The 26,465-nt window shown below is 32.4% G+C and carries 27 protein-coding genes and 2 riboswitches; of the genes, 20 read left to right on the top strand and 7 right to left on the bottom strand.

The annotated features are described in order from the left end of the window. Window positions 1-154, bottom strand: a 154-nt coding sequence (locus CN514_RS11530; protein WP_098232701.1) for an FbpB family small basic protein, incomplete at its 3' end; no start/stop codon positions are given. 218 nt (window positions 155-372) lie between these two features. Continuing rightward, complete coding sequence (locus tag CN514_RS11525) at window positions 373-843, bottom strand: GNAT family N-acetyltransferase (protein ID WP_098232700.1); 471 nt, start codon at window positions 841-843, stop codon at window positions 373-375. Between the two features lie 170 nt (window positions 844-1,013). Here CN514_RS11525 and trxA point away from each other — a divergent pair, with 170 nt between their 5' ends. From trxA to CN514_RS11510, 3 genes are all read left to right on the top strand, one after another. Continuing rightward, complete coding sequence (gene trxA / locus CN514_RS11520; protein ID WP_056472391.1) at window positions 1,014-1,331, top strand: thioredoxin; 318 nt, start codon at window positions 1,014-1,016, stop codon at window positions 1,329-1,331. Between the two features lie 283 nt (window positions 1,332-1,614). Then, window positions 1,615-2,052, top strand: a complete 438-nt coding sequence (locus CN514_RS11515) for a MarR family winged helix-turn-helix transcriptional regulator (protein ID WP_098232699.1) — start codon at window positions 1,615-1,617, stop codon at window positions 2,050-2,052. A gap of 77 nt (window positions 2,053-2,129) precedes the next feature. Continuing rightward, entirely contained in the window at window positions 2,130-3,758 is a 1,629-nt protein-coding gene (locus CN514_RS11510; protein WP_286141643.1) for an MDR family MFS transporter, read from the top strand. Window positions 3,759-4,204: 446 nt separating this feature from the next. Here the strand turns inward: CN514_RS11510 and CN514_RS11505 are convergent, their stop codons facing one another. Then, window positions 4,205-4,636: a PepSY domain-containing protein gene (locus CN514_RS11505; protein WP_098232698.1), complete on the bottom strand. Its 432-nt coding sequence runs from the start codon at window positions 4,634-4,636 to the stop codon at window positions 4,205-4,207. Between the two features lie 147 nt (window positions 4,637-4,783). Here CN514_RS11505 and uvrC point away from each other — a divergent pair, with 147 nt between their 5' ends. The 3 genes from uvrC to CN514_RS11490 all read left to right on the top strand — a co-directional run bounded on the left by uvrC (window position 4,784) and on the right by CN514_RS11490 (window position 8,573). After that, entirely contained in the window at window positions 4,784-6,559 is a 1,776-nt protein-coding gene (gene uvrC / locus CN514_RS11500) for an excinuclease ABC subunit UvrC (RefSeq protein WP_098232697.1), read from the top strand. Between the two features lie 74 nt (window positions 6,560-6,633). Further along, window positions 6,634-6,809: riboswitch (Lysine riboswitch) on the top strand. A 106-nt stretch (window positions 6,810-6,915) separates the two neighbouring features. After that, window positions 6,916-8,157: an aspartate kinase gene (locus tag CN514_RS11495; RefSeq protein ID WP_098232696.1), complete on the top strand. Its 1,242-nt coding sequence runs from the start codon at window positions 6,916-6,918 to the stop codon at window positions 8,155-8,157. Between the two features lie 221 nt (window positions 8,158-8,378). Then, complete coding sequence (locus CN514_RS11490) at window positions 8,379-8,573, top strand: G protein-coupled receptor family protein (RefSeq protein ID WP_098232695.1); 195 nt, start codon at window positions 8,379-8,381, stop codon at window positions 8,571-8,573. 192 nt (window positions 8,574-8,765) lie between these two features. Here CN514_RS11490 and CN514_RS11485 read toward each other — a convergent pair whose 3' ends face one another. Continuing rightward, on the bottom strand, window positions 8,766-9,212 hold the full coding sequence (locus tag CN514_RS11485; RefSeq protein ID WP_098232694.1) for a YslB family protein: 447 nt from the start codon (window positions 9,210-9,212) through the stop codon (window positions 8,766-8,768). Window positions 9,213-9,513: 301 nt separating this feature from the next. Between CN514_RS11485 and CN514_RS11480 the strand changes: the two genes are divergently transcribed. The 8 genes from CN514_RS11480 to CN514_RS11445 all read left to right on the top strand — a co-directional run bounded on the left by CN514_RS11480 (window position 9,514) and on the right by CN514_RS11445 (window position 19,021). Continuing rightward, window positions 9,514-10,149: a succinate dehydrogenase cytochrome b558 subunit gene (locus CN514_RS11480; protein ID WP_098232693.1), complete on the top strand. Its 636-nt coding sequence runs from the start codon at window positions 9,514-9,516 to the stop codon at window positions 10,147-10,149. A gap of 12 nt (window positions 10,150-10,161) precedes the next feature. Continuing rightward, a complete protein-coding gene (gene sdhA, locus CN514_RS11475; RefSeq protein ID WP_069034548.1) occupies window positions 10,162-11,928 on the top strand; it encodes a succinate dehydrogenase flavoprotein subunit in 1,767 nt (588 codons plus the stop codon). Between the two features lie 7 nt (window positions 11,929-11,935). Continuing rightward, on the top strand, window positions 11,936-12,697 hold the full coding sequence (gene sdhB / locus CN514_RS11470) for a succinate dehydrogenase iron-sulfur subunit (protein ID WP_056473098.1): 762 nt from the start codon (window positions 11,936-11,938) through the stop codon (window positions 12,695-12,697). Window positions 12,698-12,847: 150 nt separating this feature from the next. Beyond that, on the top strand, window positions 12,848-13,555 hold the full coding sequence (locus tag CN514_RS11465) for a hypothetical protein (RefSeq protein WP_098232692.1): 708 nt from the start codon (window positions 12,848-12,850) through the stop codon (window positions 13,553-13,555). 217 nt (window positions 13,556-13,772) lie between these two features. Continuing rightward, a complete protein-coding gene (locus CN514_RS11460) occupies window positions 13,773-14,246 on the top strand; it encodes an acyl-CoA thioesterase (RefSeq protein ID WP_098232691.1) in 474 nt (157 codons plus the stop codon). Between the two features lie 406 nt (window positions 14,247-14,652). Continuing rightward, a complete protein-coding gene (gene thrS, locus CN514_RS11455; RefSeq protein ID WP_098232690.1) occupies window positions 14,653-16,569 on the top strand; it encodes a threonine--tRNA ligase in 1,917 nt (638 codons plus the stop codon). Window positions 16,570-16,816: 247 nt separating this feature from the next. Further along, complete coding sequence (locus tag CN514_RS11450; RefSeq protein ID WP_176525876.1) at window positions 16,817-18,490, top strand: DUF2339 domain-containing protein; 1,674 nt, start codon at window positions 16,817-16,819, stop codon at window positions 18,488-18,490. A 24-nt stretch (window positions 18,491-18,514) separates the two neighbouring features. Further along, window positions 18,515-19,021: a GNAT family N-acetyltransferase gene (locus CN514_RS11445; RefSeq protein WP_098232688.1), complete on the top strand. Its 507-nt coding sequence runs from the start codon at window positions 18,515-18,517 to the stop codon at window positions 19,019-19,021. A gap of 296 nt (window positions 19,022-19,317) precedes the next feature. On the opposite strand, the gene hmpA is transcribed toward CN514_RS11445, so the two are convergent. After that, complete coding sequence (gene hmpA, locus CN514_RS11440) at window positions 19,318-20,562, bottom strand: NO-inducible flavohemoprotein (protein ID WP_098232687.1); 1,245 nt, start codon at window positions 20,560-20,562, stop codon at window positions 19,318-19,320. Window positions 20,563-20,748: 186 nt separating this feature from the next. Here hmpA and CN514_RS11435 point away from each other — a divergent pair, with 186 nt between their 5' ends. Further along, window positions 20,749-21,192: an RrF2 family transcriptional regulator gene (locus CN514_RS11435; protein ID WP_098232686.1), complete on the top strand. Its 444-nt coding sequence runs from the start codon at window positions 20,749-20,751 to the stop codon at window positions 21,190-21,192. Between the two features lie 95 nt (window positions 21,193-21,287). Here the strand turns inward: CN514_RS11435 and racE are convergent, their stop codons facing one another. Then, window positions 21,288-22,079, bottom strand: coding sequence for a glutamate racemase (racE, locus tag CN514_RS11430; RefSeq protein WP_098232685.1), 792 nt, complete (start codon window positions 22,077-22,079; stop codon window positions 21,288-21,290). A 231-nt stretch (window positions 22,080-22,310) separates the two neighbouring features. Continuing rightward, window positions 22,311-22,420: riboswitch (TPP riboswitch) on the top strand. A gap of 88 nt (window positions 22,421-22,508) precedes the next feature. On the opposite strand from racE, the gene CN514_RS11425 reads away from it, so the two are divergent. From CN514_RS11425 to CN514_RS11405, 5 genes are read left to right on the top strand one after another with little or no spacing between them, the layout of a single operon-like run. Further along, entirely contained in the window at window positions 22,509-23,501 is a 993-nt protein-coding gene (locus CN514_RS11425) for an ABC transporter substrate-binding protein (RefSeq protein ID WP_098232684.1), read from the top strand. A 12-nt stretch (window positions 23,502-23,513) separates the two neighbouring features. Continuing rightward, window positions 23,514-23,804 carry a thiamine-binding protein gene (locus tag CN514_RS11420; protein WP_098232683.1) on the top strand — a complete coding sequence of 97 codons (291 nt, stop codon included), beginning with the start codon at window positions 23,514-23,516 and terminating at the stop codon, window positions 23,802-23,804. Beyond that, entirely contained in the window at window positions 23,804-24,571 is a 768-nt protein-coding gene (locus tag CN514_RS11415) for an ABC transporter permease (RefSeq protein ID WP_098232682.1), read from the top strand. Before CN514_RS11420 ends, CN514_RS11415 begins: the two co-directional genes overlap by 1 nt. Beyond that, window positions 24,568-25,299, top strand: a complete 732-nt coding sequence (locus tag CN514_RS11410; protein WP_098232681.1) for an ABC transporter ATP-binding protein — start codon at window positions 24,568-24,570, stop codon at window positions 25,297-25,299. Before CN514_RS11415 ends, CN514_RS11410 begins: the two co-directional genes overlap by 4 nt. Before the next feature lie 4 nt (window positions 25,300-25,303). Next, entirely contained in the window at window positions 25,304-26,071 is a 768-nt protein-coding gene (locus CN514_RS11405; RefSeq protein WP_098232680.1) for a TatD family hydrolase, read from the top strand. A 302-nt stretch (window positions 26,072-26,373) separates the two neighbouring features. Here CN514_RS11405 and CN514_RS11400 read toward each other — a convergent pair. Then, a partial coding sequence (locus CN514_RS11400) for a helix-turn-helix domain-containing protein (protein ID WP_141529356.1) occupies window positions 26,374-26,465 on the bottom strand: 92 nt, incomplete at its 5' end.

Genomic DNA, 26,465 nt, shown 5'->3' with positions numbered 1-26,465 from the left:
ATATAGCTTTATCTAGTTTGTTTTTTTCGGATAATAATTCGTGGCGCTTTTCAATTTTTCTTTCAATTTTTTCTATTTCTTCTTTGTTTCGTAATAAAGATTGTTTATTCTCATGAACTAATTGATTAAACGATTTACGTAAAGGTTTTCTCATAAATGCCACTCCTATCGAGTTAAATTTTTTGAATATTATTATTATATTCAACAATATATTAACATAAAAATCTGACAATAATTCGAGTAAGATTTTACGAATTTGTGACAAAAGTAGCGAATTGAATCGTTACTCATGGACTAGATCGATAATCTTGAAGTCTCATGAAGCAGACAATCAATAATTTAACATTTAAATATGAAAATTATATGAAAATATTATGAATAAATCTTTTCGTAAACCTCTACTTCAATGCCATCTGCATTCGTTTTATTTTCTATATATTTAAATCCATGAGATTTCCAAAAAGATTTTGCTTGTTGGTTATTAATTAACACACCTAATCGTAACCCGTGAATATTTCTTTTTATAAGCAGTTCTTCAAATAATATAAATGCATTTGTTCCAAATCCATAACCATGGTAATCATGATGGATCATTAAAAGACCTAGCCATGGAAAACCATCTCTAGGATTTAACGCTAAAAAATCAATTATTCCTATATATGTATCATCTAATTTAATAAAATAAGTTTCCGTTTGGTGTGAGGAAAAAAAATATTCCTTCATTAGTTCTTCTTTAGTTCGTGTTAAACGACCATTCTCCATTAAATTGTAATTTTGATTTGAATTTGTAATTTCTTCAATTACTTCAATTAATTCTGTTGTAATTCTTTCAAATGTTATCACTTTTTTAGTCCTTTCATTGGTATATCAACTATTTGTTTGGAAATAGTAAGTTTGAGCAAATAAATAGAAAATGCTAATTCTCATATGGTATACTTTCTTTAAAATTATAACAAATTATGTCAATCTACATATTTTACTTATGTAGCTTGCGCAGGTAGGAGGAAAAATAAATGGCAATTGTTAATGCAACAAACGCAACGTTTGCAGAAGAAACAAAAGAAGGTGTAGTATTAGTTGATTTTTGGGCAACTTGGTGTGGTCCTTGTAAAATGATTGCTCCTGTATTAGAAGAATTAGCTTCTGAATACGGAGAAAAAGTTAAAATTGTTAAAGTTGATGTTGATGAAAACCAAGAAACAGCAGCTAAATTTGAAGTTATGAGCATTCCATCATTATTCGTTCTTAAAGACGGCGAAGTAGTTGAAAAAACTTTAGGTTTCAAACCAAAAGAAGCTTTAGAAGAATTAATTACTCCACATATTGGTTAATTATAATTTGTAAGAAATGCACTCATAATATGAGTGCATTTCTTTTTTTTGCAATTTTAACTTAAAAAAAATCTGCCTAGAACAATATTTATAAAACCAATACCTTAAGCCAATGTAAATGTTTTCATTAGAATTAACAATATGATCAATTAGATTAATGTTAAAAATTTCTAATGTAAATAAGATTGACTATTTTTCTGTCACGTTTTATATTTAATAAGCATTAATATTTAACAGACATTAAATATTTAGTTGAATTAATTTTTAAAGGAGGTTAACTTTCTTGGGTAACAAAAACGAGTACATTGAACGGATTCAGATTGCACTTCAAAGCACTATTCATAAAATGCAACCAAAAGTGACAGAAAGTATGAATAGTCATGGTGTAACAGCTACTCAATTTTTTGTTTTAATGTACTTACGAAAAAAAGAAAGCTGTAAAATATCTGAAATAGCAGAGATGATGGGTGTAAAACCAAGTGCTGTATCATTTATGATTGATCGACTTGAACATAATGACTTTGTATATAGAGAACATGATAAAAAGGACCGAAGAGTTGTAAATATTATGTTAACTGAGGAAGGTATTAAAAAGTTAGAATCGGTGATAAAAGATCGAAAAGAAATTTTTGAAAGTTTCTTGTTTAATCTTTCTGACGAAGAGTTATTACAATTTGCAAAGATTACTGAAAAGCTTGCAAATGCTGCAGCAGATAGATAGAAATTTTTACAAAATACTTTTTTGTATTAGTAATTATAAAAAGAAAAAAGATACGGGAGAGAAGGGAGAAATATATTTTGACTACAAATACAGTTGTTCAAAAAGAAGGCAATCGTAAACTATTGCTTATTGGTCTAATTATTGCAATGTTTTTCTCGGCATTAGATGGCACGATAGTTGGTACTGCAATGCCTAAAATAGTTGGAGACCTTGGTGGTTTAAGTATGATGACTTGGCTTACAACAGCATACTTATTAACTTCAACTACTGTAGTGCCAATCGCAGGTAAATTAGCAGACTTATTAGGTCGAAGAAGTGTTTATATTGCTGGTTTAGTTATATTTATGGCAGCTTCAGCATTATGTGGTGTTGCCCATAACATGACTGAATTAATTATTTATCGTGGTATTCAAGGTATCGGTGGCGGTGTAATGATGCCGATGGCGATGATTGTAATCGGGGATTTATTTACAGGTAAAGAACGTGCGAAATTCCAAGGGGTTTTCGGTGGCATTTACGGTTTAGCTTCAGTAATCGGTCCACAAATTGGTGGTTGGATTGTTGACTCATTAAACTGGAAATGGGTATTCTACATTAACCTTCCAGTAGGGATTATCGCAACAATTTTTATTGCATTAGGTTTAAAAGGAAGAAAAAATACTGGACCAATCAATTTCGATATCGCTGGTATGGTGACTATGATCATCGGAGTTGTTAGCCTACTCCTTGGTTTAAGTTTAGGTGGAGTTAAGTATGATTGGAATTCTTGGCAAATCATTAGTTTATTTGTATTAGCAGTAGTTGGAATCATTAGCTTCGTGATCGCAGAAAATAAAGCTAAAGAGCCAATACTACCAATGCATTTATTCAAAAATAGAACGTTCGTAACATTGAACTTAATTGGTTTCTTTATGACAATTGCGATGTTTGGTGCAATTATGTTCGTACCATTCTTCATGCAAGGAATTGTTGGAGTAAGTGCAACACAATCGGGGACAATTATGACGCCAATGATGATCACTATGATTATTGCAAGTATTATTGGTGGTCAGGTTGTATTTAAAGTAGGTATTAAACCGCAGATTATTACGGGTATGTTCGTAATTGCATTAGGTTTATACTTATTAACAACTTTAGATATGAATTCAACTAAAACTATTGCAACAATCTTTATGGGAGTTATGGGTCTAGGTATTGGTTTAGTAATGCCGACAATTACACTAGCTCTTCAAGAAGTATTTGATAAGAAGGAATTAGGGATTGTAACATCTTCTAGCCAATTCTTCCGTTCAATCGGTGGTACTTTTGGAGCAACTGTTTTAGGTGCTGTAATGAATAGTAAGTCAGGAACACTTCTAAACAATGACTTAGTTCCATTTTTAAATAAATTACCAGCTCAAGCTGCACCATTAGTAGACAAATTTAAAGACATGATTAATACAACTCCTCAATCTGTATTTACAATGTTATTTAATGCGGATGCTAAGAAGCTAATTCCTAAGCCAATTTTAGAAGGAATGTTACCGATCATTAAAACATCATTAATGGATTCATTACACCAAGTATTCTTTGTTGGTTTAGGATTCATTATAATTGGTGCAATTGTAACATTATTCCTAACACCAATTAAATTAACGAATAGAAAAGCTGGAGATAAAGAAGGTAATGAGCAAGAACAAGTAGAAGTGGAAACTGCGACTTCTTAATTTCTCAAGCTGTAATAATAAAAGTAAGAACCATCTAGAAATTTGGATGGTTTTTATTTTAAGCTTTTCGAGAAATGTAACTATGAAGAGTTGTGGGACGTATTACAACTGCACGAGTTAAAAAACTCACTCTTTTTTTGTTTTTTATCATTTTTTTAATGATCGAGATCGAATGAGATATAGAGTATTTTTGCGAGTATTTCGGTAGAAAGTAGCTACTAGTTTATAATTTGAAGGCCATAATACCTTATTGCGATTTTTAATAATTTAATTGCTGTTTTCTTAATTTTATTTGCCGTCATCTATTTTTAATTGCGATTTTCAGATTTTATTTGCAGCTCACTATTTATTTGCACAAATTGATCCCTAATTTGCGATTCATGTGGCTTATTTGCAGAATGAAGAAAAAAAAGAGGTCCCAGAAAAATTTAGGGACACCCTCTTTGTTAAATAGCCATGGATACTTTTTCTTTTCTTTTTCTCATTTTTCGTTTATTACTCCACAAAATCCAAGATAAAGCTAATCCTGTTCCAGTAAGTATAAAAAGACCGATACCACTAATTAAACCAATTATGCCGGTATGTAAGCTTTTTACAGAAAATACAGACTGCTCAGGTCTTTTTCCAAAGTTTTGAAATGGGGTTTGATTATTATCACCACTTTGTCCATTTTGAAGGGCTGTGTTTTGATCGCTATTTTGAGATTGTTGGTTTCCATTTAACTGTCCACCCGATGGAAACTGACCTTGCATAGAAAATCGTCCTTTTTCTTCGCCACCTTTATTAAAATACAGGATAATTCCTGTAGTAGATTCGATTAGTAGGAAAACTGAAACAATCACACCAATCCAAAAATGAACTACTCTTACTTTTTTCATCTAAACATTTCTCCTTTTCTTATCTTGATGAAATTAAAGTTACAATAGAAAACTTAATTTTTACTTAATATCATTAAAGTATTTTCAGTTTTTTAATGTGGGGATTATAATATTAAGTGTACAATTGCACGAAAGAGGTGAGAGGAAATGGACAATCACTTAAAAGAAAAATTAGCGCTTCTACCTGATCAGCCTGGTTGCTACTTGATGAAAGATATTCAAGGGACGATCATTTACGTAGGAAAAGCTAAAGTTTTAAAAAATAGAGTTAGATCTTATTTCACGGGATCCCATGATGGTAAGACATATCGATTAGTTCAAGAGATAACTGATTTTGAATATATTGTTACTTCTTCAAATATGGAAGCATTAATTCTTGAGATGAATTTAATTAAGAAATATGATCCGAAATATAACATCATGTTGAAGGATGATAAATCATACCCCTTTATTAAAATAACTGCTGAAAAACATCCTCGCTTATTGATTACGCGAAATGTAAAAAAAGATAAAGGGAAATATTTTGGACCATTCCCTAATGCTACTGCTGCTAATGAAACGAAAAAATTATTAGATCGTCTATATCCATTACGAAAATGTTCTTCATTACCAGATAAAGTTTGTTTATATTATCATATTGGTCAGTGTCTTGCGCCTTGTGTAAAAGAAGTAACTGATCATCAAAATCAGGAAATAGTTAATGAAATTGCCCGTTTTCTAAACGGTGGGGAAGACCAAATACGAAAAGAGTTAGAGGCAAAAATGCTTGCTGCATCTGAACAATTAGATTTCGAGCGCGCGAAAGAGTATCGAGACCAAATTGTATCTATTGAAGCGACTATGGAAAAGCAGAAAATGATGAGTAGTGATTTAGTTGATCGAGATGTATTTGGATATGCGGTTGATAAGGGATGGATGTGTGTTCAAGTATTCTTTGTTCGAAGAGGAAAATTAATTGAAAGAGATGTATCATATTTTCCAATTTACGATGAACCAGAAGAAGAATTCCTTTCATTTATTGGGCAATTTTATGAAAAACCACACAATATAAAACCAAAAGAAATTTTTGTACCAGATAAAGTTGATACGGAAATTTTAAAAGGTTTACTAAAAATTCCTGTATTCCAACCAAAAAGAGGCCAAAAAAAGGAACTTGTAGTATTAGCAAATAAAAATGCCAAAATTGGACTCGGTGAGAAATTTAAATTAATTGAGCGAGATGAAGAAAGAACAGTTAAAGCAATAGAAAAACTAGGGGATATTTTAAATATTGAAACTCCATATCGAATTGAAGCATTTGATAATTCAAATATTCAAGGAACAAATCCTGTTTCAGCTATGGTTGTCTTTATAGACGGAAAACCTTCAAAAAAAGATTACCGCAAATATAAAATAAAAACTGTCGTAGGACCTGATGATTACGATTCGATGCGTGAGGTAGTACGTAGAAGATATTCAAGAGCATTAAAAGAGAATTTACCTGTACCAAACTTAATAATTGTGGATGGTGGGAAAGGCCATCTAGCTGCAGTTGAAGATGTACTCCAAAATGAGTTAGGTTTATTCATCCCCACAGCTGGACTTGTTAAAGACGAGAAACACCGCACTTCAGAGTTGTTAATAGGACAACCTCCTCAAATTGTCCAACTTGGAAGACAAAGCCAAGAATTCTTTTTATTACAAAGAATTCAAGACGAGGTACACAGATTTGCGATTGAATTCTATCGTCAGCTTCATAGTAAATCAATGGTTCAATCTGCTTTAGATGGGATAGCAGGTGTTGGTGGAACAAGAAAGAAAGCTCTTCTTAAACATTTTGGATCAGTCAAAAAAATAAGAGAGGCATCAATCGATGAGTTAATAGAAGCTAAAATGCCAAAAAATGTTGCAGAAGAAATTTATCAGCATTTCCATAAAGAGTAATATAGTTACCAAAATTTTTATCTTGACACTATTTTCAAAATAATTTATATTTTAGTTAAAATTAAATGATTTTCTCTCGTAATAGAGGTGCAAAACTTAAAAGTATGCTGTCATAGACGTGTGGCGTTGTAATGGACAGTTGAAAGGAAGTTTTGCCGAAATAAAATGAATCCACAATTCATTTTGTTGGGACTGCATTTAAGAAATGTAGTACTGTCGCATAATAATTATGCGGGGAGCTATTGAAGAGATGTTGATGATTTGTCTATTTTATTTTATTTGTAAATTAGGCGCGTGAACATTGCTTCACGCGCTTTTTTGTATTCTTTTTTAAGTAAAAAGTGAGGATGAGAAAAATGGGAATTATTGTACAGAAATTCGGTGGTACTTCAGTAGGCTCAATTGAACGAATTCAGCATGTTGCTGAAACAGTAACCAAATCATATAAAGAAGGAAACCAAGTAGTTACAGTAGTATCTGCAATGGGACATCATACAGACGAACTAGTTAGTTTAGCAGCTCAAATTAGTCCGCAAAACAGTAAACGTGAATTAGATATGTTACTAACTACAGGGGAACAAGTTTCGATTTCGTTACTAGCAATGGCAATCCAAGCTAAAGGTTTTAAAGCTATTTCACTAACAGGTTGGCAAGCTGGAATTCAAACTGAATCTGTCCATGGAAATGCGCGTATTGAAACAATTCATACAGATCGAATTCAACAATTACTTGATGAAGGGTATATCGTAATTGTAGCTGGTTTCCAAGGGTTAAGTGACAACAATGAAATAACAACATTAGGCCGTGGTGGTTCAGATACAACAGCCGTTGCATTGGCAGCAGCTTTAAATGCAGAACGTTGTGATATTTACACGGACGTATTAGGTGTTTATACTACAGATCCAAGAGTTGAACCAAATGCATCTAAATTAAGCCATGTCTCTTATGATGAAATGCTAGAGCTTGCAGCCTTAGGCGCTGCGGTTTTACATCCAAGAGCAGTAGAATTCGCAAAAAATTATAATTTAATTATTCAAGTTCGTTCAAGTCAGCATGATGAAATTGGTACATTTATTGGGGAGGAAACACAAATGGAACAACAATCAGTCGTAAGAGGAATCGCATTCGAATCAAATGTAACAAGGATGACTTTAAATGGTTTAAATAACCATGTAGATTTATTACCTAAAATCTTTACTTTATTAGCAAGTGAAGGAATTGATGTTGATATTATCATCCAAAGCGTAACATCAGATAACTTAGTGAATCTTTCATTCTCGATCAAATCTGAAAATATGATGGAAGCAATAACGGTTCTAGAATCAAAGAAAGAATTTTTAGGTTACCGCTCATTTGATTTTGAAAGTGAACTTGCTAAAGTTTCAATTGTAGGTAGTGGAATGGTTTCAAATCCAGGTGTTGCTGCAAAAATGTTTAAATTTCTAGCTGAAAGCGAAATCCCTGTAAAAATGGTAAGTACTTCTGAAATTAAAGTATCAACAGTTGTACCAAAATCAAAATTACAAGAAGCAGTTCACGCTCTTCATAAAGGATATGAATTGGATCGAATTAATGATGAAGTAGTAGTAGAAAACTAAATAGTAAAATCAACCCTTTTAGGCGTACAAATTCTTATATATAGGCTTTGATATATTGATTTTATCAATATTCATCACGTTCAGATATATCGAGCCGTATAGTATAGAGATAGCGCTTAAAAGGGTTTTTTATTCGTTAAGCGAATAAATTATATAAAGATTCTGTAAATTTAAACTAAGGCGAACGGCTAAATGGTAAATAAAAGAAGGAGGTATTAATAATGAGGCATAGTTTACTTGCCTACGGATATGGAGAAATTGTGCTACAGTTCGTTCTATTAATACTCGCCATTTTGTTTTTTGTTTCTATTTGTTTATTCTTGTTAAATTCGATTATTAAAGGAGTTAAAAGAAACAAGAATTTCGAGAGAATTAGAAGGCAGGATCAAAGTAAGGAAAGGAAAGAGAAGGGGTAAGGAAGTTGAAAAATGTACTTAACTGATCTTTTTCTTAAATTAAAGTAAAAATTTGGACTTAATGATTTATTTGTAAATACTCATTGTTGTACCTGTATTTGAATTTGAACTTATATTTCAATATTTCAAAAGAAAAAATTATTCAAAAGAAAACACCACAATGGACCTAAATTCCTTGTGGTGTTTTTCGTGTTATCTTCTTGTAATTGGATCCTTTAAATCCCATTTTACTTGAAACTTTACTTTGTCGCCTCTTTTGCTTTGCTCTTCATACGTTTCAGCTATAACATCGATTTGCTGTTGAATTTGCATCGCTAGAAATCCAGCTTCTAGTTGGTAAGATACGTTCTTTTTTTGTTGATTTCTGTATGTAATTAATTCAGAAGATAGTATTAAATGAACTTCTTGCTTCTTTTCTTCTTCAACAGTAAGAGTACCCCAACCAGCTTGATCAAAAAATTCTATAATTTCTTCAAAGGTTGCTAGAGGATATTTTCTGGCAATCATTTTACCCGCCCAATATAAAATATCATTTTGCTCTTTTCCTAATAAATCATTCAATAGATCGTTACGTATTAGCTCATAGCCAAAACCAGAAATATTTCCCGGAATATTTAAATTTTCAATGCCGTTCGTCATGGTCGGATAACTCTCCCTTTCCTAAAAAACATGTTTTTATTATATACAATATTTTATAGTAAAAACAATAATTCGACATATGTAGATTACAAGGATTACCAATCTAAATGAGAAGTTTTTTCAGTGAAGAAAAATGTACGCGTTTTCTTGACCTCCTATATTATCAGGAGTAAAATGGGTTGTAGATAAATGTCATAAAAATTTCGACTTTTTATGCGTATTGCTTATTTATTCTATTTTTTTAGAATAATAGAGGAATTAAATTTTTCATGTGCACAAACTAAAGGGGGCAGGGGTTTACATGAGCAACAAGAATGGAAGGGAGTTTTTCTTTAGAAAACTTCATTCATTGCTAGGAGTTATTCCGGTTGGGATCTTTTTAACACAGCACTTAGTTGTCAATCATTTTGCGACAAATGGAGCAACATCGTTCAACAAAGCTGCTGAATTTATGGCGAATTTACCATTCCGCTATTTTTTAGAAGTTTTTGTCATTTTCTTACCAATTTTATACCATGCAATTTACGGTCTATACATTGCGTTCACTGGAACTAGCAATGTTAAAAATTATGGATACTTACGTAACTGGTTATATTTATTCCAACGTATTTCTGGTGTAGTTACTTTAATTTTTATTACTTGGCACGTATGGCAAACACGTATCGCTGCTCAACTAGGAGCAACGGTTGATTATAATATGATGGCTGATATTTTCACTTCAAAATTTATGTTAGTTTTCTATATAGTAGGTGTAATTTCAACAATTTTCCACTTTGCTAATGGATTATGGTCATTCTTCGTATCATGGGGAATTACTGTAACACCTAGATCACAACGTATTTCAACATATGTTACATTAGGTATATTCGTAGTATTATCATTCGTTGGATTAACTGCTATCATTGCATTCATTGATCCACAACTAGCGAATTTGTAAGGAGAGAGAGTCATGAGTGGGAAAATAATTATCGTCGGTGGCGGATTAGCTGGTCTTATGGCAACTATTAAAGCCGCTGAAGCTGGCACAAAAGTAGATTTATTTTCATTAGTTCCTGTAAAACGATCACATTCAGTATGTGCTCAAGGTGGAATTAATGGTGCGGTTAATACAAAAGGTGAAGGTGACTCTCCTTGGGAGCACTTTGATGATACAATTTATGGTGGGGATTTCTTAGCAAACCAACCACCTGTAAAGGCAATGGCAGAAGCAGCACCTGGCATCATTCATATGATGGACCGTATGGGTGTAATGTTCAACCGTACGCCTGAAGGACTATTAGACTTCCGTCGTTTCGGTGGAACGCAACATCACCGTACAGCATTTGCTGGTGCTACGACTGGGCAACAATTATTATATGCATTAGACGAGCAAGTTCGTCGTTACGAATCAGAAGGTCTTGTTCAAAAGTATGAAGGCTGGGAATTTTTAAGAGTTGTTGTTGATGATGAAGGAGTATGTCGTGGAATCGTTGGACAAAACTTAACATCAATGGAAATCGTAAGCTTCCCTGCGGATGCTGTAATTATGGCATCTGGTGGCCCTGGAATTATCTTTGGTAAAACTACAAACTCAATTATCAACACTGGTTCAGCTGCTGCAGCTGTATACCGCCAAGGTGCAGTTTATTCAAATGGTGAATTTATTCAAATCCACCCAACTGCAATTCCTGGAGATGATAAAAACCGTTTAATGAGTGAAAGTGCTCGTGGTGAAGGTGGACGAGTTTGGACGTATAAAGATGGTAAACCATGGTATTTCTTAGAAGAGAAATATCCTGCATATGGAAACCTTGTACCAAGGGATATAGCTACACGTGAGATTTTCTCTGTATGTGTTGACCACAAGCTTGGTATCAATGGTGAAAACATGGTATATTTAGATCTTTCACATAAAGATCCACATGAACTTGATGTAAAACTTGGTGGAATCATCGAGATTTATGAGAAATTTACAGGTGATGATCCGAAAAAAGTTCCAATGAAGATCTTCCCAGCAGTTCACTATTCAATGGGTGGATTATGGGTTGACTATGACCAAATGACTACAATTCCTGGTTTATTTGCTGCAGGTGAGTGTGATTACTCAATGCACGGAGCTAACCGTTTAGGAGCTAACTCATTACTTTCTGCTATTTATGGTGGAATGGTTGCTGGACCAAATGCTGTAAGATACGTAAATGGTTTAGCTAAATCTTCAGATGATGTTTCAACTTCTGTATTTGAATCAAATGCTAATGAAGAAAAAGAAAAAATGAATCGTATTTATAAAATGGACGGTAAAGAAAATGCATACCTTCTTCATAAAGAGCTTGGAGAGTGGATGACAGACAACGTTACTGTAGTTCGATTCAATGATCGCTTATTAAAAACTGATGAAAAAATTCAAGAGCTTTATGAGCGCTATCAAAACATTAATATTAATGATACAGCTAAATGGAGTAACCAAGGTGCTTCATTTACTCGTCAACTTGAAAACATGCTTCACTTATCACGTGTTATCACATTAGGCGCATATAACCGTAACGAAAGCCGTGGAGCTCACTATAAACCTGAATTCCCAGACCGTAATGATGAGGAATTCTTAAAAACTACAATGGCTAAATTTGATGAGAAATCAAATTCACCATTATTCCATTACGAAGATGTTGATACATCATTAATTGAACCAAGAAAACGAGATTATTCTAAGAAGAAGGAGGACAAAGCAAATGCATAATGGAACAATGACTGCTGAAAAGACAATTACTGTAATTGTTAAACGTCAAGATTCACCAAATACTGCGCCATATGAAGAAACATTTACTGTCCCTTATCGTCCGAATATGAACGTAATCTCGGCGTTAATGGAGATTCGTAAAAATCCAGTTAATTCAAATGGAAAAGAAACGACTGCAATTTCTTGGGACATGAACTGTCTTGAAGAAGTTTGTGGAGCATGTTCTATGGTTATCAATGGTAAACCAAGACAATCATGTTCTGCGCTTATTGACAAATTGGAACAACCAATTCGTCTTGAGCCAATGAGCACATTCCCAGTAGTACGTGACTTACAAGTTGATCGTAGCCGTATGTTCGATTCTTTAAAACGCGTTAAAGCATGGATTCCAATTGATGGAACGCATGACTTAGGTCCTGGACCAAGAATGCCTGAAAGAAAACGTCAATGGGCATATGAATTATCAAAATGTATGACTTGTGGTGTATGTTTAGAAGCTTGTCCAAACGTTAATAGTAAATCTAACTTTATTGGGCCAGCACCACTTTCACAAGTACGTTTATTTAATGCTCATCCAACTGGAGAAATGAATAAGGAAGAACGTCTACATGCAATTATGGGAGACGGTGGACTATCAAACTGTGGTAACTCACAAAACTGCGTACAATCTTGTCCAAAAGGTATTCCTTTAACAACTTCAATTGCAGCATTAAACCGTGCAACTACAATCCAATCTTTCAAAGACTTCTTTGGAAGCGACGAAATTTAATAATTAGAAAAGCATGTTCCTTAGGACATGCTTTTTTTTGCATTTTTAAATAAATATCTTCTAATAAACGCAACTTTTAAATCATATCAATAGTAAAGGCAGCAAAGGGATGTGCGGTGTCTTACCCCTTTCGAAAGGAGGTTAACTTGAATGCAACAGTTTGAAGTGACATTTGAGACGAAATGCTATGAAAAAGATTGGGAAATACTTTTAAAGACAGACCGGATCGAAAAAATGATTGAGTTTAATCAATTTCAATTTAAAGAAAAAATTTTATATATTAATAACGTACAAGATGTAAGGGAAGTCAGTCGTCATGCAGACAAACTTGTCGCAAGGGATATTTTATCGTCATATGTAATAGTTGATGATTATTCAAAGGAAGTCCTTAATTATTTTGAGATTACTAAGGAAAGCTTCAAAGGTGGTTATTACTATTCAATCTCAGAACTTGTTAGTATTTATCTTTGCAATACAAAGTTTTTACTTCATTTTTCAAGTGATTCCATTTTAGAAAAGCCTTTTAATTGGATTGATTTATCAATTTTAAAACTTCAAGAGGATGAAAGAATCAAAGTAGCAAATCCAGTATGGAATGGAAATATTTTTGAAGCAAAACAAGAATCAATAGACGAAGATGAAAACTTTTATATTGGTTATGGATTTTCAGATCAATGTTACTTAATCAGGACAAATGATTTTAAAAATAAGATATATAATGAAAAAAACCCTATTTCTGAAAGATACCCAATATATGGGGGAGAGCTTTTTGAAAAACGTGTAGATGCTTGGATGCGAAATAACCATTTCAAAAGAATCACATTTAAACATGGAAACTATATTCATCAAAATTATTGAATGTTAAGGATGTTTTTTAATAACTAAACAGGGTTAGGTTAAAGAAAGGGAGAGCAGTAGATAGAAAAGCTAATAGAGAAGATCTTAAACAATTCTCTAATGACGCCTTTTACTATAAGTCCCTTATTTCCTTTATCCTGTCCCCTTTGAAACTGAATGAATATTCATTCTTTAATAAAATAAATGATATAATATAGATAGTAAGGGGGCAGATTCGATGGGAAAAATGAATTATGTATCTAATATACAGGAGTGGCAATCTGAGTTTTCATTTAAGATAACTATTAAAGTTCGATTTAGTGAAACAGACATGTTTGGACATATGAATAATACAGTACCATTCGTTTATTTTGAAGAAGCACGAATCGAGTATTTAAAATATTTAGGACTTATGCAAGAATGGACAGCAAATCATAGTGAACATATTCCAGTTGTTGCTGATTTACAATGTGATTACTTACGACAAGTATTTTTTAATGAAATCATCGATGTGTACGTAAAAATTGCAAAAGTAGGAAAATCATCAATCGATTTACACTATATGGGGATTAATCCTCAAAATGAAATTTACTTTACTGGACGAAATTCCTTAGTAAATATAAATCGTCATACAGGGCGAAGTGAACAATGGAAAAAAGAATGGAAAGAAAAATTATTAAATGAAATAAAGAATTCAGCAGTTAGTGTTTAAAACAAGGAATGTTATCACATACTGAATAAAGATTGAATAGAATGATAAAACATTTAAATTTATCTTAAGATGAGTACTTGAAGAATTCAATGACATTCTATATAATACTTTTATACGAATAAGGAAAAGCAATGATCAAGGACACGAGCGTTCAAGACGATAGTAAGAGAGGAATTCATTTGGTGCGAGAATTCTCTATACGTTGAATGACTTACCACCTTGTAGCTATAGTGGGGAACGTAATTTTTTACAAGTAACTACTATCGGTGTAGACCGTTAAAACGTTGAGATTTTGTATACTTATTTTTGTGTACAGTAAATTAGGGTGGAACCACGAGCACATTCGTCCCTACGAGTGTGCTCTTTTTTTATTGTCAAAATTAATTTGAAAAAGGAGTGAACTTAAATGATTTCAATTAAATTACCAGATGGATCAATTCGCGAGGTGGAACAAAATACAACAGTTGAAGATTTCGCGGGTTCAATCTCCATTAGCTTAAAGAAAAAAGCGCTTGGTGGAAAAATTAATGGTAAATTAGTGGATTTAAATACACCTATTACTGAAGATTGTGAAGTTCAAATAATTACTCAAGATGATCAAGATGGATTAGAAATGATGCGTCATAGTTCAGCGCATATCTTAGCTCAAGCAGTAAAACGTCTTTATAAAGGCGAAAAAGCTGCATTTGGGGTTGGACCTGTAACTGCTGACGGTTTCTATTATGATATTGATCTTCCTGTTTCAATTAAAGTAGAAGACCTACCTAAAATTGAAAAAGAAATGGAAAAAATTATTAAAGAAAACTTACCGATTACTCGTTCAGAAGTTAGTCGTGAAGAGGCAATTAAATTCTTCACTGAATTAGACGATGAGTTTAAACTAGAATTAATCCGTGATTTACCAGAAGATGCAGTTATTTCAATGTATACTCAAGGTGAATTCGTAGACCTTTGCCGTGGACCACATGTTCCTACAACTGGCCGTGTAAAAGCGATTAAATTATTATCAGTTGCTGGAGCTTACTGGAGAGGCGATGCGAATAATAAAATGCTTCAACGTGTTTATGGTACTGCTTTCCCAAGTAAGAAAGAATTAGAAGAGCATTTATACTTATTAGAAGAAGCTAAAAAACGTGATCACCGTAAATTAGGTAAAGAGCTTGAATTATTCATGTTCTCTGAAGAAGCACCTGGTATGCCATTCTTCTTACCAAAAGGTACTATTATCCGTAATGAATTAGAACAATATGAGCGCGGATTACAAACTTCAAAAGATTACAAAGAAGTTCGTACACCATTCATAATGAATCAAAGATTATGGGAGCAATCAGGTCACTGGCATCACTACCATGAAAACATGTACTTTACTGAAGTAGATGAAACAAAATTCGCATTAAAACCGATGAACTGCCCAGGTCATATGCTAGTTTATAAAAATAAACTACATTCATACCGTGATCTACCGGTTCGTATGTGTGAAAATGGTCAAGTTCACCGTCATGAATATTCTGGTGCCTTAAATGGAATGATGCGTGTTCGTACATTTACTCAAGATGATGCACATATCTTCTGTCGTCCAGACCAAATTGAAGGCGAAATTATTGAAGTAATCAACTTAATTAAAGAAATTTATGGTGTATTCGGATTCACTTACAAAGTAGAATTATCAACTCGTCCAGAAGATTCAATGGGTTCAGAAGAGTTATGGAACTCAGCAGAGCAGGCTTTAGAAAATGTTCTAAAATCTGAGAACTTAGACTTTAAATTAAACCCAGGCGATGGCGCATTCTATGGTCCGAAAATCGATTTCCATATTCAAGATGCATTAAAACGTAGCTGGCAATGTGCTACAATTCAATTAGATTTCCAAATGCCTGAGAAATTTGATTTAACTTATGTTAATGAAGATAACCAAAAAGAACGTCCAGTTGTTATCCACCGTGCAATTTATGGTTCAATTGACCGTTTCTTAGGAATCTTAACTGAACATTTTGCCGGAGCATTCCCATTATGGTTAGCACCAGTTCAAGTAGCAGTATTACCAATTTCAAGTGTTCACAATGAATATGCACAAAAACTTACTGATCAATTAAAAGCTGCAGGAATCCGTGTTGAAGCTGATTTACGTGGCGAAAAAATTGGATATAAAATCCGTGAAGCACAACTTCAAAAATTACCTTATATGTTAGTAGTAGGTGATCAAGAGGTTGAAAATAATACTGTAGCTATTCGTAAACGTGGCGAAGGTGACATTGGTACTCAACCATTCGAGAGCTTCTTAGAAATGATTAAACAACAAAAATTAGAAAAAGTTCTATTTTAATCTTAAAAATCCTCTATTTTTATAATAGAGGATTTTTTTATTTAACCGATATAATTTAAAACGATTGTTTTCTAGTAGAACTGAAAGCCTTTATTTTCTGGGGAATATGACGAAATTTGCAAAAAACATACTTCATAAATATTTTTTTAAATAGGATTAATCCAGGAAATAGCGAACTTATATGAAGGATGTCTTTTCAGTTATTTAGTCTTAATAAAATACATAGTTATGAAAAGAGGTGATGCAGTTGGATAATCAGAATCAAGATCTGCAAAAAAAGGTGGAAAAGCTTGAAGAAGAAGTCAGAGAAATGAAGAAACAAATTGAATTTCTCTTAATCACGAAAGAAACTTCAAACGAGATTAAACAAATAACTCAAACTAAAGTAAATAATCCTAAACCACCAAAAACAGTTAGTCGACAGGTTAAAGTAACAGTTGAAAATGAAAAGGTTGATTATGAAGCACTTATTTTCCAAAAGTGGTTACCTAGATTTTTTATATTTATTTTCATTCTTGGCGTAATGTGGGGATTTAAAGCAGCATCAGATTATGGGGTATTAAACAAGTATGCAAAAGTAGGTATTGGATTTGTTATAGCCATTGCTCTATTCTGGTACGGTAATCGTCAAATGAAAGCTAAACGATCAACACTTGGCCAATCATTAATTGGTGGCGTGTTACCCGTATTATTTTTAACTACGTTTGCTATGCATCATTTATATCACATGGTTGGGTCAACGATTGCATTTACCCTTTTGATTATTTGGGTATGTATTGGTTTTTATTCGATGAATAGATACAAATCAGAAGTAATTGGATTAATAAGTATAGTAGGAGCTGTTTTTGTACCATTCCTAGTTAAAAGTGATTCGCCAAACTATTTATTTTTCTCTATCTATGAAACTGTGATTTACTTATGCTTTATGTTTTATGCATCATATAAGAAATATAAATTCATCTATCTTTCGTCTGCAATATTATTGCATTTATCATATTTAATTGTTGCATTAGTTAATTTTAATACGAATGGAATTAAATATTTCGCACTAAGTATTATCGTTCAACATATCAGTTTGCTAGCTATATTGATCAAATCTAAGCTTGCTGTTAAAAAGCAAGTAATAATTCTTCACACCAGTTTTATTTTAACAATTGGTTGGATCTTTAGTGCATTTGAAGATCTGACTAGAACAATGATTTTAATCTTTTTATGTGTAGGATATTTATTCCTGACTTTTTATTATAAAAAGAAATCCGATTTTTTCTTTGGATTTTCAACTAATTTTATATTAGCCATTTCATTCCTATGTTTGGACAGTGTTTCAGAAAACTTACTATGTACTGTATTAATAATTCAAGCAGTATCAACTTATTTATTTTATTTAAGATATCGGGATCTACTGAAATTAATTATAGGGGCCCTTACATTCATTCCTGTAGGGATATCCATTTTATCAGTTGGAATAGATTCCTTTTGGTCTTTTGAAACGATGAATTGGTTTATGTTAATTGTAGCTCTTATTACAATTGCATTTTTGGCTTATAAAAATGAAGATGAAAAGCAATTTATCTTATTAAGCAGTTCTTTATTAATTACGGTTATATTGATTGCTTTTATAACACAAATTGTTCAAATACTTGCAGTAGATCAGTCTGACAATATGATTCGATTATTAATTAATATAAGTTGGATCTTGCTTTCAATATTAGCCATGATACTTGGTAACATTAAGAAGTTTAAAGTTTGGACCTATACTGGAATAGGTTTATTATTACTGACACTAGGAAAACTTGTGTTAATAGATTTACCAAATATTACATTGATGGTTAGAGCCGGTTTATTTATACTGCTTGGCTTGATTGGATTAGTAATTTCTAGAATATTTTTTAAGGGAAGCAGTAGTCAAAAAAAACTATAAAATTTACTATACAGGAGTCAGTTAATGCTAATCACTGAAACTAAAAACTTACTATTAATGACTTTTACAGCAGAAGCGATGGTTTCTGTTTTAAGTGGAAATAAAGAGTTGGAATTTGAAAATCAATTTTATAGATTCGCTCAAGGGTGGCCAATTCTCGTATATAAAAATCTTTTCCCTTATAAAATCTCTCGTTTTCAAACTTATCCTGCTGAAGAAAAATATGAAGGAATTATTATTCATAAAAAAGATAGAGTAATTATTGGGGATATGGGATTTAAAGGTGGTCCTGAAGATACTGGTATAATGGAAATGGGTTATAGTATTGCACCTAGTTATCAAGGTAAAGGATATGCAACTGAAATGGGTAGGGCTTTTTGTGAGTGGGGATTAAAGCAAAACCATGTTACGAGAATATCTGCTATTTGTTCTATTTATAACCATGCCTCTATTAGAGTTTTAGAGAAAATTGGCATGATAAAAGTAAAAGAAGAAATTGAAAAGTATTATTGGATGTTAGAAAAGAAATAAATTTGTGATTTTCATTGATTAGAATAATTAATTTTTCTAGAAGAAGGTGGGCTTATTCATACAACAAGAAATGCATCTATCATCTTTATGGTCATAACTAAACGTGAATTTGGTCGATTCTTTTTGTACGATCTTATAATAAGTAGCTTAGTATATGGCACTCTAAAAAAATACTACTCAAGTGACCTAATCGCAATTTTTGGTAGCTTTACAATACCGCCAGTTTTGAAAAGAGTCGCTGTATTATTAGAGCGAAAATAAAAAAGATGCTCTTAATTGAGCATCCTTTTTAAATATTAGCCTTGTTGCACAGGGCTTTTAGGTTCAGTGTCTAAATTCATTGCTGGTCCGAAGAATTCATAATGAATTTGTGTATCTTTAATTCCTAATTCTTTTAAGGTTGTAATAATGGATTTTAAAAATGGTACTGGTCCACATACGTAATAATCTGCATTGTCTGATTTAACATTGCTATTTAACCATTCTGCATCAAGGTAACCTTGCTTTTTAAAGTTATTATTTTTAAGATCTTCCTCAGATGGATTTTCATAAACAAATGATAAATTATAATTTATTAATTGCTCTTTTAATTGGTTTAGTTCATTTTCAAATGCTTGTAATTTACCGTTTCTTGAAGCGCTTATAAAGCTGACTTTACGTTTTGGTTGATTGCTTGCAATTGACTTAGCCATACTGATTAATGGTGTAATTCCAACACCACCACTTAAGAAAACAACATCTGAATCAATTTCAGTATTTAAAGTAAATTCACCTGCTGGAGCAGTAATTTCCAATGTATCACCAACATTTACTTGATTGTTTAAGTAGTTTGAGAATTTACCTAGTGGTTGGTTTTCTTCAGCTTCTCTTTTTACTGAAATTCTAAAGTAATTTTTACCTGGAGCATCAGATAAGCTATATTGTCTGTTTGATAAATATTCTTCACCAGGAATTTGTGAACGAACAGTAATATATTGACCAGGTAAGAAAGTAGGAACTGAAGAACCATCTTTAGGAAATAAGTAGAATGAAGTAATTACATCGCTCTCTTCAACTTTTTCGATGACTTTAAACTCTTTAAATTCAGACCAACCGCCTTCTTGAGAAGATGCTTCCGCATACATTTCTTTTTCGATATCGATAAATACTTGTGCGATAACTCCATATGCTTCCGCCCAAGCACCTAGTATTTCATCAGTTGCAGCATCACCAAGTACTTCTTTAATTGCCCCTAGTAAATGTTGCCCTACGATTGGATAGTGCTCTGCTTTAACTTGAAGACTGCGGTGTTTTTGCGCAATTTGTTTTACAACAGGAATAATTGTTGCTAGTTTATCAATGTTCTGTGCAGCAGCTAAAACAGTATTTGCAAGTGCAGTTTGTTGTCTACCTTGTTGTTGATTTGTATGATTAAATACATTTAATAGTTCAGGATGATTAGTAAATAAATTTTTATAGAATACTTTAGTGATTTCTGTACCCTTTACTTCTAAGACTGGAACTGTTGACTTAATAATATCAATTGTTTTTTGAGATAGCATGAAAAATCCCCCTAATCATGTTTTAAAGTAGTATTGTAAATACATCTTTATCTTAGACCTAGAGTTTATTTAAAGCAATATGTAAAATACATCTTTTGTGAATTTTTTCGCAAAAATACATAAAAGTTTAAAAAAAGTTAACAATTATGCTATGATTAATCTTAAATAAAACAGTGAGGACAAGTTATGCGTTTAACAACTTATTCGGATTACTCTCTTCGTGTACTAATATTTCTAAGCTCTGAGCCACGTGAAAAATTAGTTAATATTAAGGACATCGCTGAAGCTTATGATATTTCTAAAAATCATTTAATGAAAATAATTTATAATTTAGGAAAGATGGGTTACATCGAAACAATCCGTGGCAGAAACGGTGGAATTCGTTTAGCTAAATTACCATCAGAAATAAATATCGGTGAAATAATTCGTAAAACTGAAGAAGACTTTAATATTGTAGAATGTTTTGAACACGGTAATACTTGTGTTATTACACCTGTTTGTTCTTTAAAACATATATTTAATAATGCATTAGAACAATTTTTACACGTTTTAGATCAATATACATTAGATGATATTGTAAAGAACAATGCGATTCTTAAAGATTATTTTTCAAGTAACACAAAAGAATAAATTTTATGAAATAGAAGAGCGTTCGCAATTTAAAAACACAAACCAACAAAGGCTTACTTTGTTGGTTTTCTTCATTTTATGTGGTCTATTGATCTTTATAGTTTAATATACTTTACGTTTTCCATTGGTTCTTGGAATAAAGATGAAGCTATTTTACTAAAAATGGTTGGATCTCCAGTTGTAAAAAATTCATGTGAAGTGATTTCAGAGTTAGATAATATATTTTGTTGATCTAGAATTGCACTTACTTCTAAGGCTGTTTCATCACCAGAGCTGATAAGTTGGATTGATGGTCCCATCACTTTTTGGATGATTGGACCGAGTAATGGGTAATGTGTGCAACCTAGTATTAGGGTATCGATATTTGAATCAATAAGCGGTGCAAGAGTGTGTTTAACAATCTCAAATATTTCAGGTTTATTGTAGTCCCCATTTTCTACAATTCCAGCAAACTCTGGGCATGCCAAACCTTCAATTATAACTTTGTCATTAATCCGCTTTAGTGCGGAATGATATGCTTTACTATTAATAGTAGCATTCGTTCCTATGACACCGATTTGATCATTTTGTGTTAATTTTATTGCTGCTCTTGCACCTGGGCGGACAACTCCAATGACTGGAATTTGAAGTTTTTCTCGCATTTCATTTAAGACGACTGAAGTTGCTGTATTACAGGCGATGACTAACATTTTTATATTTTTCTCCAATAGAAAATTAGTCATTTCCCAAGTGAATTCTCTGATTTCCGTATATGGCCGTGATCCGTATGGACATCTTGCGGTATCGCCTAAGTATAAAATGTCTTCTTTAGGTAATTGTCTTATAATTTGTTTGGCAACTGTTAAGCCCCCAACACCTGAGTCAATGACTCCGATTGGTTTATTCAAAAAATCCCCTCATTTTACTTAATAATTTGATGATGTAGTATATTCTTTATTCATTTAAGATTTTACTATAAGAAATGATATTTTTGTTTATCATTCTCTTTTTAAAAATGTTAAAATTTCATAGTTTTTTTGCGCCTATTAACAGAGTATTAAAACATTTAAACACAAGTTAAAAATAATTCGTAAATTCTATCATTATCTGTTATATTAATGAGGGAAAGTTTATATATGAGAAAAATGTGGAGGGGCCGGTGTTGCTGGCTGAGATAGCATCCTTTAGATGTTGACTCTTAGAACCTGATCTGGGTGATGCCAGCGTAGGGAACAGTATCTCTTTTTAGATATGTTTTTTACAGCGCATTTACGTCCGGGTTAGTATCCGGGCGTTTTCTTTTTGTATAAACCAAAAACAAAAAGGAGATATAGAAAATGAAAAAACTAGTAGTATTTTTAGTAGCTATTTGTTTAATGTTAACCGGGTGTGATCAAAACAAAACTGCTACTACTAAAAAGACAAAGCAATTAAAAAAGGTGACTGTCGTACTAGACTGGACGCCAAATACAAATCATACTGGGCTATTTGTTGCTAAGGAAAAAGGTTACTTTAAGGAACAAGGACTTGATGTAGATATAATCAGCCCAGGAGAAACAGGTGCAGACCAATTGGTGGCATCAGGTAAAGCAGACTTTGGTGTTTCTTATCAAGAGTCAATTACACAAGCAAGAGTTCAAAATGTACCGATTGTTTCAATTGCAGCAATTATTCAGCATAATACTTCTGGGTTTGCATCACCAGTGAATAAAGAAATTAAGTCTCCAAAAGATTTCGTTGGAAAAACATATGGTGGATGGGGTTCACCGGTTGAAAAGGCTATTTTAAAATCACTTATGTCAAAAGAAAATGCTAATGTTAATAAGTTAAATATCGTTAATATGGGTGATGCAGATTTCTTTACAGCAGTTAAAAGAGATATCGATTTTGCATGGATTTATCAAGGATGGACAGGGATTGAAGCAGAGCTACGTGGCGAAAAATTAAACATGATTTATTTAACTGATTATAGTAAAAAGCTAGATTACTATACTCCAGTTTTAGCTACGAACGAAAAAATGATTAGTAAAAACCCTAAAATAGTAAAAGCGTTTGTGGCTGCAGCATCAAAAGGATATAATTTTGCAATTGATAACCCAAAAGAAGCTGCATCGATTTTAATAAAGGATAATCCAGATTTAGATAAAAAATTAGTGGAAAAAAGCCAAGAATGGTTAGCATCAAAATATAAAGATGATGCAGACCGATGGGGTGAGCAAAAGTTATCTGTGTGGAAAAACTATGCTGATTTCTTAGCTGAAAATAAATTATTAGAAGGAAACTTTAAGCCAAAAGAAGCATTTACGAATGATTTCTTACCAGCGAAATAAGGAGGAGCAAAAATGCAAACTACTTTAATGAGTGTCCAAATTATACCGAAAACAAATAATATTGAGGATGTTATTCCAGCAGTTGATGAAGCAATTAAAATTATTGATGAATCAGGTGTAAAATATCAAGTTCAACCATTGGAAACAACTTTGGAAGGTGACTTAAATCAATTATTAATGGTTGTTCAAAAAATGAATGAAAGAATGATTGAAATAGGTTGCCACAATGTAATAACTCAAATGAAAATACTTTATCAACCACAAGGTATTACGATGGATGTGTTAACGGAGAAGTACCGTTAATGAAATCTAAAAATATAAAAGGATGGCAACCAATCGTTGTCATCCTGCTTTTTTTATTTTGCTGGCAGCTAAGTATTAAAATTTGGAAAATCGAATCTTGGTTATTACCAGGGCCAATCGCAATCTTTAAAGAAGGAATGAAATCAACTGATTCACTACTTCCTCATATTTCTTCTACAATTCAATTAACGATTATTGGTTTGTTAATTGGTAGTTTATTAGGATTTTTAATCGCATTTCTATTGCATTTAATTCCAGGTGTTAGGGAAGCTTTTTACCCATTATTAATTCTTTCGCAAAATGTACCAATTATCGTATTGGCTCCGCTATTAATTATTTGGTTTGGATTTGGTGTATTACCTAAATTAATTATTATTTCTCTAGTTTGTTTTTTCCCAGTTACAGTTTCAGCGTTGGATGGATTCCGACAAACACCAAGTGAACTAATAAATTACATGAAAATGGCGGGAGCATCCAAATCACAAATTTTTTGGAAAGTTGAATTGCCTTTTTCTCTACCTTCCATTTTTTCTGGCTTAAAGATTTCAGCGACTTATAGTGTTATGGGTGCAGTTATTTCTGAATGGCTAGGAGCGAAATCTGGAATTGGAGTGTATATGACTTTAGCTTCATCTTCATTTAGAACAGATCGAGTATTTGTTTCAATTTTTATCATTATGTTTTTAAGTATGCTTTTCTTCTTCCTAATAGTTGTAATTGAACGTTTTACTGTTAAATGGAAAGTTAAAGGGGAGAAACAGAAATGACTTTACAAGTGGAACAATTATCAAAGAGTTATAGCGGTCATAAAGTATTAGATAATATATCCCTTTATGTAAACGAGGGTGAATTTGTATCGATTCTAGGTCCATCTGGTAGTGGGAAAAGTACGTTGTTTCATCTTATAGGTGGTTTAGTCAAACCAAATTCTGGAGAAGTAAAGTTAAATGGGTCGATAATAAATGGAGAACTTGGTCATGTTAGTTTTATGCCTCAGGATCATTCATTATTACCTTGGAGAACAGTGTTAAAAAATATTGTTTTGTCACAAGAATTAAAACATAAACCTGATGAAAAATTGGCAAGAGACTGGCTTAAAAGAACTGGTTTAGAAAACTATGAGAATGCTTACCCTTATGAATTATCTGGTGGGATGAAACAAAGAGTTTCATTTTTAAGGTCTCTACTAGCACCACAGTCGTTCATGTGTATGGATGAGCCTTTTTCATCTTTAGATGAGTTCACTAGACTTGAAATGCAACAATGGCTTCTATCAATTTGGGAGGAGCAACGACGATCAATTTTATTAGTAACGCATAATATTGATGAAGCGTTGTTAATGTCTGATCGAATCTATATATTTTCTGACAAACCCGCCAAAATTAAAGAAGAAATTATTGTGCCATTTCCAAGACCACGTAAAAAAGAATTATTATTAAGTGATGAATTTACGGCATATAAAAGAAAAATCTATTTGGCTTTAGAGAAGGAGTAACACGATGAAAATGATAGATGCTCATATTCATTTAGATTCTTATGATACTAGTCAAAGAGAAGATATATTAACTAATTTAGAAAAACACGAAATCGAGGCGCTCATTACGGTATCGATGGATTTAAAATCTAGTAAGAAAAATTTAGAGTTAAAAAATCGAAATAATAGTGTATATCCAGCATTCGGATTTCATCCTGAACAACAAATCCCTTCTGATGAAGAGGTTGATCAATTAATTGAATGGATTAAGAACCATCAGGATGAAATGGTCGCAATCGGAGAAGTTGGATTACCATATTATAAGAATTTAGAAGAACAGATTGATTACGTACCTTATATACAATTACTAGAAAAATTTATCTCACTTGCAAAAGAGTTAAATAAACCAATCATATTACATGCAGTGTATGAGGACGCCGAAACCGTATGCAATCTATTAGAAAAACATTTTATTAAAAAAGCTCATTTTCATTGGTTTAAAGGGGACGCTCATACAATTAACCGGATGATGAAAAATGAGTATTTTATCTCAATTACACCAGATGTATTATATGAAAATGAGATTCAAGACTTAGTAAAAAAGTATCCTTTAGAATTAATGATGGTAGAAACAGATGGACCTTGGCCATTTGAAGGGCCTTTTGAGAATGAGTGGACACATCCTAAATTTATGCATCAATCGGTTGCAAAGATAGCTGAGTTAAAAGATATAGATCTATCAAGTGCATATAAAACTTTATATGAAAATACTAAGAAGTTTTATAGTATATAAAATAAGAAAATCGTTTTCCAACAGGAAACGATTTTTTATTTTAATTATTTTAGTTTTAGATAGGTAAAAAGAGCTAAAATAAAATCCCCCTATAGCAGAGCATCTATCCTAATTTACGGATAGGCTTTTTTATCTACTATAAGTAGGATATAAAGTAAAACTTTCAATTTAGATAATCAGATTCTTTACAAGCAAGAAAATAGAGAAATGTAAAACTTAAGTTTCAATGTAAATACCAAAACCGGCATGTCGATTAGAATGCCGGCAGTATGTTGGTTTGTAGAAGTGTTTCTACAAAAGAACTAGAGTTCAAGCTCTCCCATACGAAGAAGCTCAATAACTGCTTGTGATCGCCCCTTAACCCCAAGCTTCTGCATTGCATTTGAAATATATA

The sequence above is a fragment of the Bacillus sp. AFS001701 genome (assembly GCF_002559405.1).
In the GTDB taxonomy this organism is placed as follows: Bacteria; Bacillota; Bacilli; order Bacillales; family Bacillaceae_G; genus Gottfriedia.
Note: the sequence above shows the minus strand (reverse complement) of the source record. Positions and strands in the feature narration are given on the sequence as shown.

What these genes read in the sequence shown, in the direction of transcription:
- trxA (WP_056472391.1), top strand. Translation starts at nt 1,014, where the DNA reads ATGGCAATTGTTAATGCAACAAACGCAACGTTTGCAGAAGAAACAAAA.
- CN514_RS11505 (WP_098232698.1), bottom strand. Translation starts at nt 4,636, where the DNA reads ATGAAAAAAGTAAGAGTAGTTCATTTTTGGATTGGTGTGATTGTTTCA.
- uvrC (WP_098232697.1), top strand. Translation starts at nt 4,784, where the DNA reads ATGGACAATCACTTAAAAGAAAAATTAGCGCTTCTACCTGATCAGCCT.
- CN514_RS11495 (WP_098232696.1), top strand. Translation starts at nt 6,916, where the DNA reads ATGGGAATTATTGTACAGAAATTCGGTGGTACTTCAGTAGGCTCAATT.
- CN514_RS11490 (WP_098232695.1), top strand. Translation starts at nt 8,379, where the DNA reads ATGAGGCATAGTTTACTTGCCTACGGATATGGAGAAATTGTGCTACAG.
- CN514_RS11485 (WP_098232694.1), bottom strand. Translation starts at nt 9,212, where the DNA reads ATGACGAACGGCATTGAAAATTTAAATATTCCGGGAAATATTTCTGGT.
- CN514_RS11480 (WP_098232693.1), top strand. Translation starts at nt 9,514, where the DNA reads ATGAGCAACAAGAATGGAAGGGAGTTTTTCTTTAGAAAACTTCATTCA.
- sdhA (WP_069034548.1), top strand. Translation starts at nt 10,162, where the DNA reads ATGAGTGGGAAAATAATTATCGTCGGTGGCGGATTAGCTGGTCTTATG.
- sdhB (WP_056473098.1), top strand. Translation starts at nt 11,936, where the DNA reads ATGACTGCTGAAAAGACAATTACTGTAATTGTTAAACGTCAAGATTCA.
- CN514_RS11465 (WP_098232692.1), top strand. Translation starts at nt 12,848, where the DNA reads ATGCAACAGTTTGAAGTGACATTTGAGACGAAATGCTATGAAAAAGAT.
- CN514_RS11460 (WP_098232691.1), top strand. Translation starts at nt 13,773, where the DNA reads ATGGGAAAAATGAATTATGTATCTAATATACAGGAGTGGCAATCTGAG.
- thrS (WP_098232690.1), top strand. Translation starts at nt 14,653, where the DNA reads ATGATTTCAATTAAATTACCAGATGGATCAATTCGCGAGGTGGAACAA.
- CN514_RS11445 (WP_098232688.1), top strand. Translation starts at nt 18,515, where the DNA reads ATGCTAATCACTGAAACTAAAAACTTACTATTAATGACTTTTACAGCA.
- hmpA (WP_098232687.1), bottom strand. Translation starts at nt 20,562, where the DNA reads ATGCTATCTCAAAAAACAATTGATATTATTAAGTCAACAGTTCCAGTC.
- CN514_RS11435 (WP_098232686.1), top strand. Translation starts at nt 20,749, where the DNA reads ATGCGTTTAACAACTTATTCGGATTACTCTCTTCGTGTACTAATATTT.
- CN514_RS11425 (WP_098232684.1), top strand. Translation starts at nt 22,509, where the DNA reads ATGAAAAAACTAGTAGTATTTTTAGTAGCTATTTGTTTAATGTTAACC.
- CN514_RS11420 (WP_098232683.1), top strand. Translation starts at nt 23,514, where the DNA reads ATGCAAACTACTTTAATGAGTGTCCAAATTATACCGAAAACAAATAAT.
- CN514_RS11415 (WP_098232682.1), top strand. Translation starts at nt 23,804, where the DNA reads ATGAAATCTAAAAATATAAAAGGATGGCAACCAATCGTTGTCATCCTG.
- CN514_RS11410 (WP_098232681.1), top strand. Translation starts at nt 24,568, where the DNA reads ATGACTTTACAAGTGGAACAATTATCAAAGAGTTATAGCGGTCATAAA.
- CN514_RS11405 (WP_098232680.1), top strand. Translation starts at nt 25,304, where the DNA reads ATGAAAATGATAGATGCTCATATTCATTTAGATTCTTATGATACTAGT.